12 protein-coding genes and 2 pseudogenes are annotated in these 17,476 nt (G+C 62.6%); 4 read left to right on the top strand and 10 right to left on the bottom strand.

Going from position 1 to position 17,476, the window contains the following annotated elements; genetic code table 11:
* Window positions 1-8 precede the first annotated feature (8 nt).
* The 4 genes from F6X40_RS25130 to F6X40_RS25115 all read right to left on the bottom strand — a co-directional run bounded on the left by F6X40_RS25130 (window position 9) and on the right by F6X40_RS25115 (window position 4,619).
* A complete protein-coding gene (locus F6X40_RS25130; RefSeq protein ID WP_184073307.1) occupies window positions 9-1,838 on the bottom strand; it encodes a DUF1302 domain-containing protein in 1,830 nt (609 codons plus the stop codon).
* A gap of 75 nt (window positions 1,839-1,913) precedes the next feature.
* Complete coding sequence (locus F6X40_RS25125; RefSeq protein WP_187629629.1) at window positions 1,914-3,278, bottom strand: DUF1329 domain-containing protein; 1,365 nt, start codon at window positions 3,276-3,278, stop codon at window positions 1,914-1,916.
* 76 nt (window positions 3,279-3,354) lie between these two features.
* The gene (locus F6X40_RS25120) at window positions 3,355-3,768 is read right to left on the bottom strand and encodes a RidA family protein (protein ID WP_187629628.1); all 414 of its coding nucleotides are present in this window, start codon (window positions 3,766-3,768) and stop codon (window positions 3,355-3,357) included.
* Between the two features lie 17 nt (window positions 3,769-3,785).
* On the bottom strand, window positions 3,786-4,619 hold the full coding sequence (locus tag F6X40_RS25115; protein ID WP_187629627.1) for a phytanoyl-CoA dioxygenase family protein: 834 nt from the start codon (window positions 4,617-4,619) through the stop codon (window positions 3,786-3,788).
* A gap of 1,050 nt (window positions 4,620-5,669) precedes the next feature.
* On the opposite strand from F6X40_RS25115, the pseudogene F6X40_RS25110 reads away from it, so the two are divergent.
* Window positions 5,670-6,365: pseudogene (locus F6X40_RS25110) on the top strand (LysR substrate-binding domain-containing protein); the annotation flags it as partial.
* On the opposite strand, the gene F6X40_RS25105 reads toward F6X40_RS25110, so the two are convergent.
* A complete protein-coding gene (locus tag F6X40_RS25105) occupies window positions 6,366-7,241 on the bottom strand; it encodes an aldo/keto reductase family oxidoreductase (RefSeq protein WP_187629626.1) in 876 nt (291 codons plus the stop codon).
* Between the two features lie 107 nt (window positions 7,242-7,348).
* Here F6X40_RS25105 and F6X40_RS25100 point away from each other — a divergent pair, with 107 nt between their 5' ends.
* Window positions 7,349-8,275: a LysR family transcriptional regulator gene (locus F6X40_RS25100; protein WP_187629625.1), complete on the top strand. Its 927-nt coding sequence runs from the start codon at window positions 7,349-7,351 to the stop codon at window positions 8,273-8,275.
* Between the two features lie 37 nt (window positions 8,276-8,312).
* Here the strand turns inward: F6X40_RS25100 and F6X40_RS25095 are convergent, their stop codons facing one another.
* Window positions 8,313-8,777: a PleD family two-component system response regulator gene (locus F6X40_RS25095; RefSeq protein ID WP_262421539.1), complete on the bottom strand. Its 465-nt coding sequence runs from the start codon at window positions 8,775-8,777 to the stop codon at window positions 8,313-8,315.
* 111 nt (window positions 8,778-8,888) lie between these two features.
* On the opposite strand from F6X40_RS25095, the gene F6X40_RS25090 reads away from it, so the two are divergent.
* On the top strand, window positions 8,889-10,109 hold the full coding sequence (locus tag F6X40_RS25090; RefSeq protein ID WP_187629624.1) for a sensor histidine kinase: 1,221 nt from the start codon (window positions 8,889-8,891) through the stop codon (window positions 10,107-10,109).
* Window positions 10,110-10,125: 16 nt separating this feature from the next.
* Here the strand turns inward: F6X40_RS25090 and F6X40_RS25085 are convergent.
* From F6X40_RS25085 to F6X40_RS25070, 4 genes and pseudogenes are all read right to left on the bottom strand, one after another.
* Window positions 10,126-10,936 (bottom strand): annotated as a pseudogene (locus tag F6X40_RS25085) (oxidoreductase).
* Window positions 10,937-10,970: 34 nt separating this feature from the next.
* Window positions 10,971-14,111 carry an efflux RND transporter permease subunit gene (locus F6X40_RS25080; protein ID WP_187629623.1) on the bottom strand — a complete coding sequence of 1,047 codons (3,141 nt, stop codon included), beginning with the start codon at window positions 14,109-14,111 and terminating at the stop codon, window positions 10,971-10,973.
* Window positions 14,108-15,223 carry an efflux RND transporter periplasmic adaptor subunit gene (locus tag F6X40_RS25075; RefSeq protein WP_187629622.1) on the bottom strand — a complete coding sequence of 372 codons (1,116 nt, stop codon included), beginning with the start codon at window positions 15,221-15,223 and terminating at the stop codon, window positions 14,108-14,110. Before F6X40_RS25075 ends, F6X40_RS25080 begins: the two co-directional genes overlap by 4 nt.
* An 83-nt stretch (window positions 15,224-15,306) precedes the next feature.
* On the bottom strand, window positions 15,307-15,924 hold the full coding sequence (locus tag F6X40_RS25070) for a TetR/AcrR family transcriptional regulator (protein WP_187629621.1): 618 nt from the start codon (window positions 15,922-15,924) through the stop codon (window positions 15,307-15,309).
* 76 nt (window positions 15,925-16,000) lie between these two features.
* Between F6X40_RS25070 and F6X40_RS25065 the strand changes: the two genes are divergently transcribed.
* Window positions 16,001-17,461 carry an efflux transporter outer membrane subunit gene (locus tag F6X40_RS25065; RefSeq protein WP_187629620.1) on the top strand — a complete coding sequence of 487 codons (1,461 nt, stop codon included), beginning with the start codon at window positions 16,001-16,003 and terminating at the stop codon, window positions 17,459-17,461.
* Window positions 17,462-17,476 lie beyond the last annotated feature (15 nt).

The following is a 17,476-nucleotide window of genomic DNA, read 5'->3' as shown; positions in this document are numbered from 1 at the left end:
TTCGGCCATCAGAAGTTCCGGGTGACGAACATGCCGACGAAGTTGCGGTCTGCGTAGGGATTGCCTACGGTGTTGTGCCCGCCCCAGAACAGCGTGTAATTGATGCCTGCCTGCCAGACCGTCGGGTTCTGGTTGAACAGCACGTAGAGGTTCAGCGACTTCGAGCCCTGCAGGTAGTTCGCGGTAAGCGTCGGCGTATAGCCGTAGAGTCCGTCGGCGAACGTCACGCCCGGCGTCACCTGCCAGCCATGAATCAGCGTGCCGTCGTAGGTCCAGTTGAAATCGATGGTTGCGCCCACGGAGCTCGACGTGCCCTGCGCCATGCCGATCGGGTAGCCCAGGCTGGATCCGTTGTTCAGCCAGGGCAGGTAGCCCGCCTGAGGCACCTGCGTGACCGTCTGGCCATCCACCGAGCGCGTGACGCCGCGCTGGCTCAGGCCAGGGTAGTAGATCCATGTGAGCTCCCAGGTCAGCGTCGCTTCATCCGCACCGAGCAGCTTGAGGAACGGATACTCGCTGCGCGTTAGCGCCAGCAGCCCGTTGATGTCGTACTGGAGCTTCTTCATGTCGGCCCATTGCTGGCAATTCACGCCGGCCACGCCGTTGGTGTTCAGGTCCAATGGGCCACCTGCGCCATAGCAGCTCGACAGTGCGACGGCATCGTGCGGCCGGTACGAGAGCTCGGTGCCGATCGCCCAGTTGCCGATCCCGAAGTTAGCGCTGGCGCCGAAGAGCTGACGGTTCTGCAGATACGACCAGTCCAACGTCCCATTGGCCAGAGACGAAAGCACCGGCGACTTGTCGGTGTAGTTCTCGTAATAGACAGCAAAGTTCGCATCGAAGGAGCGCGGCGAATAGTTGAACTTCATGCCGAACTGCGGATGGTACTTCGATGGCGCCTGCCAGTTGACGGGCAGGCCGACAACGTTAAAGGGAGGCCCCGCAAACGCACCGCTGACGAGGCCGTTATTGATGCCGTCGAGCACGTTCTGGTTGCCGCTGCTGGCCCCCGCGATGGTGCCGGCGCTGGGGCCGGCCACGTTCAGATTGGTGGTGCTCACCGTATACGGGTTGGTTCCCCGGCCCAGGCTGTTCGATACCGACCAGAACGAGCCCACCGGCGGATAGCGGTTGCCGTTCCACGAAAACTGGTAGTAATCCTCAGTACTAAAGCCATGAGAAAGGTCCGCTGCAAAGCTGATCATCGGCGCGGGCAGCAGCGCCTGCTTCAGCTGCGAGCCGGGAATCAGCAGCTTCTGCACGTCGAGAGAGTTGGTGGCGTTGATTCCGCCCTGCGCGAACATGCTCTCGCCCCAGTTGACCACCTGGTTGCCGAGGCGCACGTGCGCGCTCTGCCCGTTGATCGTGAAATCCTTCTCGCCCCAGAGGTCGAGCAGTTGCACGTTGTAGACGACCTGCGCCGCAGCGGTGCTCGACAGCGGCGTGCGGTTCGTGTCGCCGGCGAGGAAGTCGTACATACCCGTGCCACGGATCATGAACTTTAGGCCCTCGCTTGGCATCTTGAAGAGCAGTTCGCTCGTCGCGCTGACGTAGGTGCTGAAGGGCTGACCCTTGCGGTAGTTCAGATTACCGTCGTCACCCACGCCCCATTGATTGGTGTTGGCTGCCGCGCCGCAACCGAACGAGTTCGGGTCGCCGGTAAGCGAGCAGCTCGGGTTTTTTGTGCGGATGCCCGCGCCCCCCGTGAGGTTGGTCACCCATGAACCCGTGAGATCACCAAGACCCGTCGTGAACTCATAACCGTACGCGCTGGTCGCAGCCGTACCGAACATGGCCAGCGACGCCGCAATATATCTTCCGATGATCTTCGTTTTCATGGATCTCCCCTGCCGTCACCCTCGATCCCGGCGCACGTCACCGATGCACGCCGGTCCCTGGTCCTTCGCCGAACTTCAGCGCTCGCTCACCGATCGCAAGGATTCAGCCGTGAAGAAGTCCGTCTTGAAACGCGGGTCGTTGACCTGCTGGTACCAGCGAATGTCCTTACCCTGGCCAATCGACGAGGCGTCGAACACGTAGCGCCCGTTGTTGACGTCGTACTGCACGAACGGCTCGTTATCGCAGGCGCCGCCCAGTTCCCACACCGGGATCGGGTAGCTCTCGCGCACCTTCCAGAGCTTGCCCTGCGCGTCATAGTCCTCGCCCACGAGCGCAAGCCAGCTATCCTCGTCCAGGTAGAACACCTTCTTCGACGCAACGTGGCGCGCCGTGGGCTTGAGCGTCGCCTCCACGACCCAGACGCGGTGCACCTCGTAGCGGCGATGATCGGACGAGATGCCATTGGGCGTGGCGACGTCATGCAGTTTGTCCTTGAAGGTGTACATGCCGAAATCGTTATACGGGACGATCATTTCCTTCTTGCCTACGAGCTTCCAGTTGAAGCGGTCGATTGAGCCGTTCAACATGTTGGATTCGTCGATCAGATACTGATTCTCGAAGCCGATCAGTGGCGCATCGTGCGTATAGGCCGGCATGCGTCTCACCCGGCGTTGGCCGGGGAAGTAGTAATACGTTTCCGAATCCTTATCGAAGTACTGCCGCTGCACGAAGGCCTGCCCGGCCAGTGCTGCCGGCGAATCGACGGAAAAGTAGGCACCGAGACTGAGTTGGTCAACATCCTGCGGCGTGCTGCTGCCATCCTTGCCCCCCGGGAAATAGAACACCTGGGGACCGATTGCGTCGATCCAGTCGCTGCCGCCCGGGCGCGGTGAAATGGACGTGACAACCGGCGACCACTCGACCCCCTCGCCGCGGTACCGTGTTTCATAGTTGAGGATCGCCTCGGCGCCGTTCTTCGGCTGCGGAAACGCCACGCCTGGTAGCGCCGCCGCCTGCAGCGTCTCGCCATCCGAAGCGAGTTTCGCCGTCGTGAGATTTGCCTTCGAATTCTGCTCGGCGAAATCCGGCAGCTGGCATTCGCGGTGGGACGGATAGACGTCCATGCGGTAGCCCTTCAACTGCTTGACGAGCTGAATCTCCCCCGGTGACAGCTTTTCGGCGTATTTGTCGACGTTCGACGCATCGATCGTGTACAGGGGTTTTTCGTTCTTGTACTTCCAGAAGTCACCGCGGACCTTGCCCCACTCCCAGCCGGCCGGCGTGGCTTCCCTGCCGGCAAACGCCGGCACGAGTCCGTCCTTGCTGGCCGCGCGCTCGGCGCCTGACGGCGTGAGGTCGTCGGCAACTGCCACTCCGGCCACGAGCAATAAAGTAGCCGTGATGGCGGACATGGTTCCGATGGTGTGCTTTCTCATCATGACTCTCCTTCCGATCCAATTTTCATTCGTAGTACGCATCGTTAGAATCAAACCCTACACATCGGGGCCGAACCGCTCAGTCCTCGCCGCAGCCTGCCACGGCCACAGCCCGAATCTCGATGCACAACTCTGGCAGCGCCAATTGTGTTACGCCAACCGCAGTCCACGACGGATAGCGCGCCGGGAAGTACGCGTCCTTGACCGCCGAAAAGGCCTCCATTTCACCGCGTAAGTCCGTGTGAAAGGTGGTCAGCTCCACCACGTCGGAGAGGCTCGCGCCCACCGTCTCGAGCACGGCTTTGAGGGACTCGAAGGCGATGCGGGCCTGCGCCGGCATGCCCTCGCCGGCTTTCATATCCGTGCCGATGCCGACCTGGCCGGAGACCCAGATCGTGTTCCCCACGCGGGTCGCGGGTGAAAAATGGTAAGCGTCGTAGAACGCCTGGAACGGCGGCGGGATGATCGATTGCCGCGTAGTGGACATTGTCATGATGGTGGCCCCTATGGTCAGACGAGTTGACGGAAACACGGTGCGCGAAACGGATCCCCTTCTTTCAACGCGGCAAGTTCTTCGATGAGCAAGACACCGGACGACGTGAAGCCCGAGACGCTCGGTTGCGGCAGCGGACTGAAAACCGCGCCGTCGCCGAAGAAGCGCAGCACGAGCGTGTGGCGCTCTGGAAACGCGCTGTCCACCGCGCCGCCGCCGTGCAGCACGCCCGGATGCAGCAGCAGGACGTCACCGGGCTCCGTCGCCCACGAAATGATGTCGTAAGCAGCCGGGTTATCGCGGCGCTCAGCTTCGATATTCGGCAGGCGCGGCCAGACATCGCCGCCATGGAGAGGATCAGTCGGATCTTCAGCATTTTGAAAGGTCGTGCCATCGTGACGCGGACCTCGATGGGATCCCCGCACAATCTCAAGCGCATTCTGTTTGGGGACGGCCTCAAAGCTGATCCACGCATTCCCGAGGTGCATCCCCTCCCATGGCAGGTAGGACGTGTCCTGATGCCACGGCGAGCGACCGCTCCTGCCCCCACTTTTGAGGAACAGCTCCTCTGCGAAATACCAGACGTGATCCGAGGCCCACAGGTCCGCGAACAGTCGGCCGAACGGCAGTTGGCCAACCAGCTCGTCCAGACGCCCCTTCGCATACGGATTGGCGTTGTCGTTGTGGGTCTTGTGTACCGTGCCTTCGAACAGGCTGCAAGCCATAGGCCCGGGGTTCTCTATGCCCCAGTCGAAGACCTCCCTGCACCGCGCCAACTGCTGCTCGCTGAGAAGACCTTTGACGAGAACGGCGCCGTCCTCGGCGAACGCCTCGCGCGTGGCTTCATCCATGTCTGAACTCCTGAATCGTCAATCGGCAGTCCGGTTCAAAACGCTTCTCGCGGCGCCTTCGTAGAAAATACCACCAAAGTTAGGTCATGATACAAAACCAAAAAAAAGAAAAAAGAGAGGGAATTCCCTGCCTTCACAAGGTTGAGCACAAGATGCCAAGCCACGGTTAGAAGCAGAACGCGGCTCCCGTTCCTGCAAGCAGCTCGGGCGCCCGAGGTCCCACCTTCGAGGACGATAGCGATGAGCGGGCTGTCCGAACCCCCTTGCTTTATTTGGTACACATACCTATCTTAGTCTTTATGTACAGTATTTGTGGCCGTCTGGCATATCCGCACTTTTGGTAGTCGTGGCACAAGAGCGGTGTCGCGTCGAAAGCGTTCTTCTGCACACATCCACGACGCGGATACCGGTCGCAAGGACCAGCTTTGAGCCGCCTTCGAGCGAAATGGGGCATTGATGCAGTGCCCGGTCTTGCCTTTTGGTAACGACATACTGCAGTCGATCGAGTAGCAGCCCGGTGCCGCGGCATCGAAAGGCGTGAGAACGTGGCTGGGAGCGGCTTTTGCCGCGAAGCCGGAGCGGTGCCCGTTAGCGACGGAAGGAGTGGGAGATGGTGATGTCCAACATACTCAGCAATTGGATTTATATGGGCAGCAACGCGTACGACAAATACACGTTCGTGCCTTGGCTGAACAGGAACGTCTACCGTCGGACTGTAGACGTTAGGCAAGTCTGCATGCAGTAACGTTCGTTCAGTGTATTTTCAACGGGACCTCGGAGCGTGAGGTTCGAGCGCGCTCCTCGTCAATGAGAATCTAGACAGATCAAACTGAAGCGCTGATAACCGTCAATTTCTCAAGAGAGCACGACCACGAATTGAGTCAATGGTACAAATGCGCCCATATGACCTGGCACGTCAGCAGCTTCCGTTTGATACACGTCGCCTGCACTTCCAAGACGAGCCGCGGCATCGCTCACAAAAGCAAATCTATGGGCAGTACCTCAACGAATCGCATTTGACAGAAACCGCGACAGTGATAACGAAATAGGAAACCGCCATTGCGCGAAGCGCTCGACGCACTGCAGCGCGCGGTCGCGCCAACCATTCCATTCGATCCCGCCGCGGCGACGCAAACCTGGCGCATCGCCGCAACGGACTACGCGGAGTCGACGATCATCCTGCCCATGCTCGCGGGCTTGCGCGCGGTGGCGCCCGGCACGCGTCTCGCGATCGTCGAGGCGGTGCCGCCGCGGCTCGCTCGCCAGGCTGAACAGGGCGATATCGATATCGGCTTTCATACGAGCGAAGGCGCGCCCGAAGGCTTGCGCCGTCGCGTGCTGTTTGCCGAGCGCTACGTGCTGGTCGGCCGCGCGGGTCATCCGAAGCTGAAGCGCCGGCCCACCCTCGCGCAGTTCTGCAAGCTCGAACACGTGATCGTGTCGCCCGATGGCGGCGGCTTTTTCGGCGTCACCGACGAGACGCTCGCGAAGGTGGGTCTCGCGCGCAAGGTCGTGCTGTCGGTGCCGCACTTTCTGTTCGTACAGTCGGTGCTCGCGAGCACGGATCTCGTGGGGATGCTGCCCGCGCGTCTCGTGTGCGTCTCGTGCGCGGCACGGACGCGCTGCGGATGGGTCGAGCCGCCCGTCGAGGTGCCGGGCTACGAGACGGCGATGCTATGGCACGAGCGGGTGCATCGCGATCCCGCGCATCAATGGTTGCGGGAGTTCATCGCGGCATCGGTGTAATCAGCCCTTTTCAGCGCCGATCGCATTCAGTTGATCGAGCACCTCGTCGCTGAGCTTCAACTGCGCCGACTGCAGGTTTTCACGCAGATGAGTCACCGAAGACGTGCCCGGAATCAGCAGAATGTTAGGTACCCGATGCAATAGCCAGGCAAGCGCGACCTGCATCGGCGTTGCCTCGAGCTTGCGCGCAAGCTCCGACAGCTCGGACGATTGAATCGGCGTGAAGCCACCCAGCGGGAAAAACGGCACGTAGGCGATGCCCTGCTCCGCGAGCGCATCGATCAACGCATCGTCGTCGCGATGCACGAGGTTGTAGTGGTTCTGCACGCACACGACCTTCGTGATGCGCTGAGCCTCGGCAATCTGCGCAGCCGTCACGTTGCTCAGGCCGACATGACGCACGAGCCCGCGCTGCTGCAGCTCGGCAAGCGCCGTGACCTGCTTTTCGATCGAGCCCTCGCTCGGCTCGTGCACGTTGCCCATGACGCGCATGTTGACCACGTCGAGCGCGTCGAGCCCGAGGTTGCGCAGATTGTCATGCACCGCGCGCTCGAGGTCGGCGGGCTCCTGCGCCGGCAGCCAGGCGCCGGCGCCGTCGCGCACCGCGCCCACCTTCGTCACGATCGTCAGATCGCGTGGATACGGGTGGAGCGCCTCGCGGATCAACTGATTGGTCACGTGCGGCCCGTAAAAATCGCTGGTATCGATGTGGTCGACGCCCGATGCGACCGCCTCACGCAGCACCGCGAGCGCCGCGTCGCGGTCTTTCGGCGGCCCGAACACGCCGGGGCCGGCCAGCTGCATCGCGCCATAGCCCATGCGCCGCACCGGGCGGCCGGCTAGTGCGAAAGTGTCGATGGAGCTGAAGTTCGGCATGACGATCTCCTCGTGAAGTGATGAGCGGCAGTATCGCCGCAATTGCGTTGTTGAATAAAGCGGTCTAACGTGTACGGGTTGTTCAAAATTCTGCACAATCAATCGTCATGGAACTGAATGATCTGGCCGCCTTCGTTTCCGTCGCCCGCGCCGGCGGCTTTCGCGACGCGGCGCGCGTGAGCGGCGTGTCGGCGTCGAGTCTGAGCGTCGCGGTGCGGCGCCTCGAAACGAAACTCGGGCTGCGGCTCCTGAACCGCACCACGCGCAGCGTCGCGCCGACCGAAGCCGGGCTGCGTCTGATCGAGAAGCTGACGCCGCTGTTCGGCGAAATGGAAGCGGCGCTCGACGTGCTGAACGGCTTTCGCGACAAGCCGACCGGCACATTGAAGCTCAACGTGCCGTCGAGCGTCGCGCGCATCGTGCTGCCCGACGTGCTTGCGCGCTTTCTGAAGCAGTACCCGGATATTCGCGTCGAAGTGGTGGTCGAGGATGGTTTCGTCGATGTGCTATCGATCGGGTGCGATGCGGGCATTCGCTACGATGAACGCCTCGAGCAGGACATGATCGCGGTGCCGATCGGCGCGCGCGTGCAGCGCTTCGCGACCGCCGCGTCGCCCGCGTACCTCGACACGCACGGCCGTCCGCAACATCCCGGCGAATTGCTCGCGCATGCCTGCCTGCGCGGGCAATTCGCCAGCGGCGCGATGCCGACCTGGTACTTCGAGCGCGACGGCGAACTGCTGCAATTGAATCCCACCGGACCGCTGCTGGTGCGGCCCGGCGCCGCGATCGACCTCGCGGTCAGCGGCGCGGTCGCGGGCCTCGGCATCATTCACCTGTTCGAAGACATGCTGCGCCCGCATCTGGACAGCGGCGCGCTCGAAGCGATTCTCGAACCGTGGTGGCAGCGCTTTTCAGGGCCTTTTCTTTACTATCCGGGCCATCGTCATGTGCCCGCGCCGCTGCGCGCGTTCGTCGATTTCCTGAAGGCCGATTCGGCAGGCGTCCCGGACGATGACGTGGCACGGCGTTGACGTCATCACGACGGTGATCGCGGCGACGCGTGCCATATCACCACCGTTGCGCGCAGAGCTGCGCGATCGTGGTCAGAAAGAGATCCGCGCCGATCGGCTTCAGCAGACATGCGCTGCAGTAATGCGCATCGCTGTCCGAAGGCTGCACCGCGGTATGGACCAGAATCGGTACGTTGACGGATAGCGGCATCGATTTCAAACGGCGGCATAACTCCGCGCCGTCCATAACCGGCATCATCCAGTCCGTAACAATCAGGTCGGGAACGTGAGCGACGACACAAGCGAGTGCTTCGGCGCCGTTGCTCGCGCAACTCACCTCATACCCTTCGCTCTCCAGAATCAACCGCCATGCGGCTAGAATTTCCGGTTCGTCGTCGACCAGCAATATCGAATACATCATGTTTTGCGGACGAAATTTGCCTTCTTGTCTGATCAGAGTCTCGCAAGAGATGTTCCACGAACGGCAATTGCGCGGATAATGACGCGGGTTGCCGGCGCGCATCGGGTCGCCTGGCCGATCGGCAGCGAAACAGGTTTGCGGTGCCCGCGCAAATCGAGGCGTTCGAACCGTTCGCGCGTTGTATGTTGTAGAAACTCCATTCCGGTATCCATCATGACCGACAGACGCGTGAGCCCGCTGCGCAATTTCGCCAACTTCATCCGCGCGGAACGGGGCGGCCTGACGCGGCAATGGATGCATGCCGTCTCCGCCGACGCCGATCTCGTCGAAGCGGACAAGCTCACTTATCGGCAACTGGCCGACCATCTGCCGGATATTCTCGACGAGCTGTGCCGGGGGCTCGATGCAGAAGATCTCGAGCGCGTCGAAACGTCGATCGAACGCGACGCGAAGAAGCACGGCAAGGTCCGTTGGCAGCAGGGCTACCGGATCGAAGAGCTGGTGCGCGAACTGGACCTCTTTCAGCAGGTGCTCTTCGAAGCGCTCGAAGAGTTCGTCGAACGCGACCGGACGTGCACGCGCCGTCACGAGAGCCGCGCGCGCCGCCTGATCGCCGAAGCATTCAGCGTGGTCAGGTATGAGTCGATCAAGGAAGCGGTCGCCGAACGCGATCGCAAGATCGACGAATACACGGGACGGCTCGAACGCGCGAATCACGAATTGACGCTCGAGCAACGGCTGGTCGGCGATCTATATGCATCGCGGATGCAGATTACGCGCAGCGTCGTGCACGATCTGCGCAATTTCCTCAACGCGTTTTCGGTCGCGCTGCAACTGATCGAGCGAGCGCCGTCGAAAGCCGATACCGCATTGACGCTCGCGAACCGTCAGGCTGCCGACATGAAGCAACTGGTCGACCAGATGGTCGAGTACTCGGTCGTGCTCGGAGACTCCGCGCCGCTCGTGCTCGAAGACGTCGATTTGCGCGAACTCTTCGACGAACTCGTCGCGTCGACGCGACCGTCGATCGAGGCGAAAGGGCTTGCGTTGCGCAGCGCGTTCGACGCGGCGCTGCCGGTCGTCACGTCGAATCGGCTGAAGCTCAAGCAGATCGCGGTCAATCTGTTGACCAACGCGATCAAGTACACGAAGTCGGGGCAAGTCGAAATCCGGTTCGCGATGCATGGCGCCGAACACTGGGCGATTCGCGTCTCCGACACCGGCGTCGGCATTGCGCCCGCCGACGCGGAGCGCGTATTCGATGAGTTCGAGCGCGCGGCCTGCGACGAGATTCCGGGCACGGGGCTCGGGCTCGCGATCGTCAGGGAGCTATGCCGCGTGCTCGATGGGCTGATCGAGTTTGCGTCGCGCGAGGGCGTGGGGACCACGTTCGAGATCCGGTTTCCACTGCGCCGAACCTTGGCCGCAATGTGATGCGTGGACGAGCGCTTCAACCAAGGCCGAATGTATTCCTCAAGCTTGAATCGACGGGACCAGCGGGCATAAAGCGGCGTAACTTGCTCAGCAACGACGCCTGTCCGGCAGGCGTGCGACGCATCCGCCAGGCGCCAAGCGCCGCTTCGACAATAGTGTTTGCCACGCCCTCGGGCTCGGGGGCACCTTTGACACTGTTCACGACTGCGCTCGTTGCAAGGGCACGCTCGCGGTCATAGTCGGCGATTTTCGAACCCGCCTGAGGCGCATTGATGTCGAGATTGGTCCTGGTAAAAGTCGGTTCGACCAGCGTTGCGCGTATGCCGAACTGGCGCACCTCATGATCCAGGGTTTCGGTCAGCCCTTCCACAGCGTGCTTTTTTGGACGCCGAATAGAGTCCCATGTAGGGCGCCGGGAGAAACCCGAGCACCGAACTGACATTGACGATCCTTCCACCGCGTTGTGCCCGCATGTGGGGGAGTACAGCCTGTGTCGCGCGCAGAATGCTGAATACATTGGTATCGAACAGAGACGAGGCCTCGGCAGTCGACGTTTCCTCGACCGCGCCAATCATGCTCGTGCCTGCATTGTTGACGAGCACGTCGATTCGCCTCGCGCGATCGATGATGGACTGGATTCCAGCCTGGACCGAAGCATCGTTGCGAACATCCATCTCGACAAGCTCGACTCCCGAGATAGGCGCGGCTTTTGCGATGCTGCGCACGGTGCCAAATACGCGGCACCCCCGCCTGGCAAACTTCTCGGCGGCGGCGCGTCCGATACCCGATGACACGCCGGTAACAACGACAACAGTGGAATTCGACATGAACAGCTCCCTTCAGGTGAATTGATGGTGTTTTTTAACTGTCCGCGTCGAGCGCGTCCTGCAGCGTTTGCTCGGAAGGCTGCACCTGCTCATGCCGATCTTTGCGCAAGCCGGCGATACGCTCGGGTCGAATCTTGAACCAGATCGAATACATCGCCGGCAGGAAGACCAGGGTCAGAATCGTCCCGGCGAACGTACCGCCGATCAGCGTGTACGCGAGGGTTCCCCAGAACACCGAATGGGTCAGCGGGATGAAAGCGAGGATCGCCGCCATGGCCGTCAGGATCACCGGTCTGGCACGCTGCACGGTGGCTTCGACGACCGCCTGGAACGGATCCAGCCCCGCCTGCTCGTTCTGGTGGATCTGTCCGATCAGGATCAGCGTGTTGCGCATCAGGATGCCCGATAGCGCGATGAGACCGACCAGCGCATTGATGCCGAACGGCTGCCTGAACAGGATCAACGTCGGCACCACCCCGATCAAGCCCAGCGGGCTGGTCAGGAACACCATCACCATTGCGGAGATCGAGCGCACCTGGAAGATGATGATGATGAGCGTAACCGCCAGCATGATCGGGAAGAGCGGCAACATGGCTTTCGTCGCTTTAGCCGATTCCTCGATGGAGCCCGCCTCTTCGATACGGTAGCCGGTCGGAAGCCTGGCGATGATGGGTTGGAGCTGCCTGGTGATCGCCGTCGATACGTCCGGCGGCTGAAGGTTGTCGGCGATGTCGCCCCGTACCGTGATCGTCGGCACGCGGTCCCGCCAGCGCATGATTGGTTCCTCCATGCGCACGTCGACCTTGCCCACCTGCGACAGCGGAATGCGTTGCCCGCTCGCGCCGGCCAGCGTGAAGTCGCCGAGCCGCGCCGGGTCGAGACGAACATCGCCGGCCGAACGCGCGATGACCTGCACGGTTCGAATATCCTCACGCACGGCGGTGACGGGCACGCCGGTTAGCAGGAATTGCAGTTGTTGCGCCACGGCGCTGGATGTCAACCCCACCGCCTGCAGACGGTCCTGCTGCAACGTGAAGTGCAGCGTGGGCGTGCGCGTCCCCCAGTCAGCGTTGACCGTACGCATCATCGGACTGGCGTCCATCACCTGCTCAACTTCTCCCGCAATACCGCGCAGCTTGTCCGGGTCCGGGCCAGAGATACGGTAGGCGACCGGGAACGGCGAATAAGGACCGAACACGAGTTGCGTGACCCGCACGCGCGCCTCGGAGGCGAGACCGTTGGCGACTGCCTGACGCAGTCGCTGCTTCAATGCGTCGCGCTCATCCTGGCTGTCCGTGCGCACCACGATCTTGGCAAACGACGGATCGGGCAGTTCCGGCCCCATCGCCAGGTAAAAGCGTGGCGCGCCTTGCCCGATGTATGCGGTGACGATCCTGGCTTCCTTCTGCTTCGCGAGCCACGCTTCGACCTTCGTCGTCGCGGCGCTGGTTTGCGAGATCGACGTGCCATAGGGCATCTGCACCTCGACCAGCACTTCGGGACGGTCGGAGATCGGGAAAAACTGTTTTTTGACCACGCCCATGCCGAGGATGGCCAGCACGAAGAGGCCCACGACCGAACCGGCGACCAGCCATTTGCGCGCGATGACGCGCGTGAGCAGCTGACGGAAGCGGTTGTAGCGCGGCGTGTCGTAGATCGCGTCGTGACCGCCTTCGACCTTTTTGAAGTCGGGCAGCATCTTCACACCCAGGTAGGGCGTGAAGACCACGGCGACGACCCACGATGCGATCAGTGCGATGCCGACGATCCAGAACATGTTGCTGGTGTATTCGCCGGCCGTGGAGCGCGCGAAGCCATTGGGCATGAAGCCGACGGCGGTCACCAGCGTGCCCGCCAGCATCGGCGCGGCCGTATGGCTCCACGCGTAGGCGGAGGCGGCGATGCGGCCGTAGCCTTCCTCCATCTTTACCACCATCATTTCGATCGCGATGATCGCGTCGTCCACGAGCAGGCCGAGCGCGAGGATCAGCGATCCGAGCGTGATGCGATCGAAGTTCTTGCCGGTCGCGGCCATCACCACGAACACCACCGCGAGTGTCAGCGGTACGGCCGCGGCAACGACGAGGCCCACGCGCCAGCCCATGCTGACGAAACTCACCAGCATGACCACCAGCAGCGCGACGAAAAACTTGAGCATGAACTCGTCGACCGCCGAATGAATGTTGACGGCCTGATCGGTGACTTTGGTCAGGCTCATGCCCAGCGGCAGCCCGGCGTTGATTGCGCCGACCTCGCTGTCCAGCGCCTTGCCGAGGTCGAGCCCGTTCCAACCGTCGCGCATGACGATGCCCAGCAGCAGTGCGGGTTCGCCGTTGTTGCGGATCATGAACGTCGCCGGATCTTCATAACCACGCGTAACGGTGGCAATGTCCGACAGCTTCAGCGTGCGGCCCTGCGCTACGACCGGCGTGTCGCGGATCTTCTGCAGGTTGTCGAAGGCACCGTCCAGGCGAATGAACACCTCCGGACCTTTGGTCTCCACGGAGCCGGCCGGCGTCAGGGCGTTCTGACCGTTGAGCGCGGCGAACACGTCCTGGGGGCTCACGCCCAGCGTTGCCAGACGGTCATGTGAGAGCTCGACATAGATCCGCTCCGCCTGCTCGCCGATGATGTTGACCTTCTTCACGCCCGGCACGTGCAGCAGCCGTTGGCGCAGCGTCTCGGCATCGCGAACGAGCAGGCGCTGCGGTTCACCCTTCGCCTTCAACGCAAACAGCGCGAAGGTAACATCCGCGTATTCGTCGTTGACCATCGGTCCGATCACGCCGGATGGAAGATTGCCCGCCTCGTCGCTGATTTTTTTCCGGGCCTGGTAGAACTGCTCCTGCACTTCCGACGGCGGCGTGCTGTCGAGCAAGGTCAAGGTCGTGAAGGCCAGCCCAGGCCGTGTGTAGGTCTCGCTCCGGTCGTACCAGCGCAGCTCCTGCATGCGCTTTTCGATCTTCTCGGCGACCTGATCGTGCATTTCCTGCGCCGTGGCTCCCGGCCAGGCGGTGATGATGGTCATCACCTTGACCGTGAACGCGGGGTCTTCCGCCCGGCCCAGCTTGAAGAACGAAACGAGCCCGGCCAGTGAAATCAGGCAGATCAGGAACAGGGTGATGGAGCGCTCGCGCACGGCGAGCGCCGACAGGTTGAAACGGCCTTCGCTCACGGACGGGCTCCCTCGGCCGTCATGGCGACGGCTTGACTTGTCACCCGGACCTGCTCGCCTTCGCGCAGCAGCTGCGCGCCGAGCGCGACGATCCGGTCGCCTTGCTTGATCTCACCGGCGACGCGAGCACTATCGTCGTCCAGATGTTCGACAGTAACCGGCCGCCAGGCAACCTTTGCCGGCTCGCCGTTGATGACCCACACCCCCGGTCCCTTGCCCGCGTCAAGCAGCGCGCCGATCGGCACCTGCAAACCGCCTTGCACCGCGGAACGCGCGTCCGGAATCTGGACCGTGACGGTGGCGCCCAGTGGGGCGTCGGCCAGCTCTCCCTGCAGCACATACCGCGCTTCAAAGGTCCGGGTACGAGGATCCGCCGTATCCGAAAGCTGGCGCAGCGTCGCCGGCACGCTAACACCGCCGTTGCCGAACAGCGTGGCCTGGGCGGCCGAACCGATTGCGGGGCGTAGGGTTTCGGGTAGCTGGATGACAGCCTCGCGGCGCCCGGCGTGCGCCAGGCGCACCACGGGCTGCCCGGCGCTGACGACCTGGCCCGGTTCGGCCAGCGTTTCCATCACGACGCCATCGCCGTCCGCCAGCAGTTCGGCATAGCCAGTCGCATTGCGCGCAACGTCGGCGTCAGCCTCGGCCGCGCTGAGTTGCGCTTTGGCGGCGTCGGCCGCCGCCTTGATCTGGTCGTAGGCCGATGCCGATATCGCGCCGGTGCCGCGCAGGTCGCGGTAGCGCTCTTCGTCCTGCGCGGTCTGCTGCGCCCGTGCTCGCGCGGCGGTGACCGCGTCCTGCCGGGCCTGCGCGGCAAGCCTCAGATCGATGGGGTCGAGGCGCATCAGCAGCTGGCCGCGTTTGACGGTTTGCCCGGCATCCACCAGCCGCTCGAGCACCTTGCCGGAGACGCGAAATCCCAGCTCGCTCTGCACACGCGCGGCGACGGTACCGGTAAACGAACGGGAGGCGGGGATCGCCGCCTGAGCGATGGCGGTGCGCACCAGGGGCGCTTCGGTGCGCGGATCGGACGGTGCTTTTGCGCCGCAGGCGGCTAGCGCAAGTGCCAGTGCACAGACGACTGTAGAGGTAGCAAGGCGACGCCGGAGCATGAAAGACCCATTGACGGAGTGATCGGGGCTTTCATTATGGTTCTAGTGACCAATTTAGTCAATAGTCACAAACAAGATTTCCATCAAGGCGACAGACTGCGGAGCACGAGACCGGACAGTTGTGCAGGCGCGACCTTGGTGTAATCGAAGCTGTACTGCAGGAGCATTGGGTTGAGGTAGGGGCGCAACACCAGATAGATCGCCATCGCAGTCTCATCGAGGGGGGTTTTGCGCTCGAAGTCCCCGCTTTGCCGACCCTCCTGGAGGACGTCCCGAAGCAACTTCTGGACGCGCTCTTCATACGCAAGCACCGCCTGCCAGTTCTCCGTGGCCGCCGATGCGGCAATCTCGTAAAGTTTGCGGTCCTGGAAAAACAGACGGAGGCTCGCTTCCGTGAAGACGTTGAACATCCGCCGCAGCTTCTCCGGTGGCAGATCGGTCTGTGCGACGGCCGACCTGACCTCGGTTTCGATCTCGTGCAGGCAGTTCGCGCAAATCATCTCGCCAATGGCCTGCTTGGACTCGAAGAACTTGTAGATATAGGCCTTGGAAAACCCGATCGCCTTGGCGAGGTCTGAGACCGTCGTTTTCTCGTAGCCATACCGGCTGAAGTGCTCGGTGGCGGCGACAACGATCTGATCCCGTACCTCGTGGTCAGCGGGGCCGCGCGTCGGGATGGGGGAACTGGTGGCTTTTTTCATGGGTATAGCATACAGGAATGGACAACCAGTGACTATTTGGTATTATAGTCACCACCGGAATCTTGCGAAGACGCTCATGCTACCCAAACCCATCCTTGCCGCGGTTATTGCCGCCAGTCTCTCGGCTGGCTGCGCTGTAGGCCCCGATTATGTCCGGCCCAATGTAGCCATGCCCGAGCAGTTCCAGGGCCAGGCCGCGGTGGATCACCGGCACGCGGCGGCCAGTGCCGACCTTGTCACGTGGTGGACGGGTTTCGATGATCCGCAACTGACACGATTCGTCACGCTCGCACTGGATCAGAACCTGGACCTCGCGCAGGCCGCCGCTCGCGTCTCGCAGGCGCGCGCGGGACTTGGCGCGGCGAATGCCGCGCTGCTGCCGTCCGGCACTGTCAGCGGCCAGGCGGCGCGAGTCTACCAGTCGGTTGAAACCCCCTTGGGGCGAGTTCTGAATTCGACGCCCGGTTTCGATCGCTACGGCAATGATTACGAGGCTAATTTCAACGCGAGCTGGGAACTGGATGTGTTTGGTGGCCTGCGTCGCGGGCGGGAAGCCGCACTTGCCGAATACCAGGCTTCGGAAGCCGGTGCGGTGGCCACGCGCCTGGCAGTGGCGGCGCAGACTGGCGATATTTACATCACGATTCGTGGATTGCAGGCCCGTCTGAAGGTTGCCCGGCGGCAGGTGCAGACGCAGCAGGATCTGCTTTCGACCATCAACCTCCTGTATAGCAAAGGATTGGCGGCCGACCTTCAGGTGAGCCAGGCCGAAGGTGCGCTGTCCCAGGTTCAGGCATCCGTCCCGGTCCTCGAGGCGGGTCTGGATGCAGCGATGAACGCGCTGGATGTAATGCTGGGTTCACAGCCCGGCACGCATCGAGCCGAACTGGTCGAAGCTGGTGACATCCCGGTCGCCCCGCGGATCGCGGACACAGGATCGCCGGGTGAGTTACTCAGGCGCCGGCCCGACCTGATCGTGGCCGAGCGTCGCCTCGCCGCATCGAACGCGCGCATCGGCGTGGCCATCGCCGAGTATTACCCCAAGGTGTCGCTCAGTGGACTGCTAGGCAGCGCCACCTCGGTGGCCAGCGGCAACCTGTTCAGTACCGGCGCCAATCAGGCCGCTGGCGTGCTGGGGCTGCGCTGGCGTCTGTTCGATTTCGGCCGCATCAATGCGCAGATCGAGCAGGCCAAGGGGCAGCAGGCGGAAATGCTGGCCGCGTATCGGCTCGCCGCGCTTCATGCAACCGAAGACGTCGAGAACTCATTCTCGGCACTCGTGAAGCGCGAGCAAGAGGCCGCGGTGCTCGCCCAGGGAGTGAACTCGCTCGGCCGGGCGCGAGCCGCCTCGTTCGCAGCCTATCAAAAAGGCGTCGTCAGCCTGATCGAAGTCTTGCAGGCCGACGACAACCTGCTACGCGCCTCGGACGAGCGGGTGCAGGCGCAAACGGAATCCGCACGCGCAGCCGTTGCTGCCTTCAAGGCGCTCGGTGGCGGATGGCAACCTCGCGAATCCGAAGCGGTCGCCATCAAATAGCAACCCTACGCACCC

It is taken from the genome of Paraburkholderia sp. UCT31 (assembly GCF_014397655.1).
Classification (GTDB): Bacteria; Pseudomonadota; Gammaproteobacteria; order Burkholderiales; family Burkholderiaceae; genus Paraburkholderia; species Paraburkholderia tuberum.
Note: the sequence above shows the minus strand (reverse complement) of the source record. Positions and strands in the feature narration are given on the sequence as shown.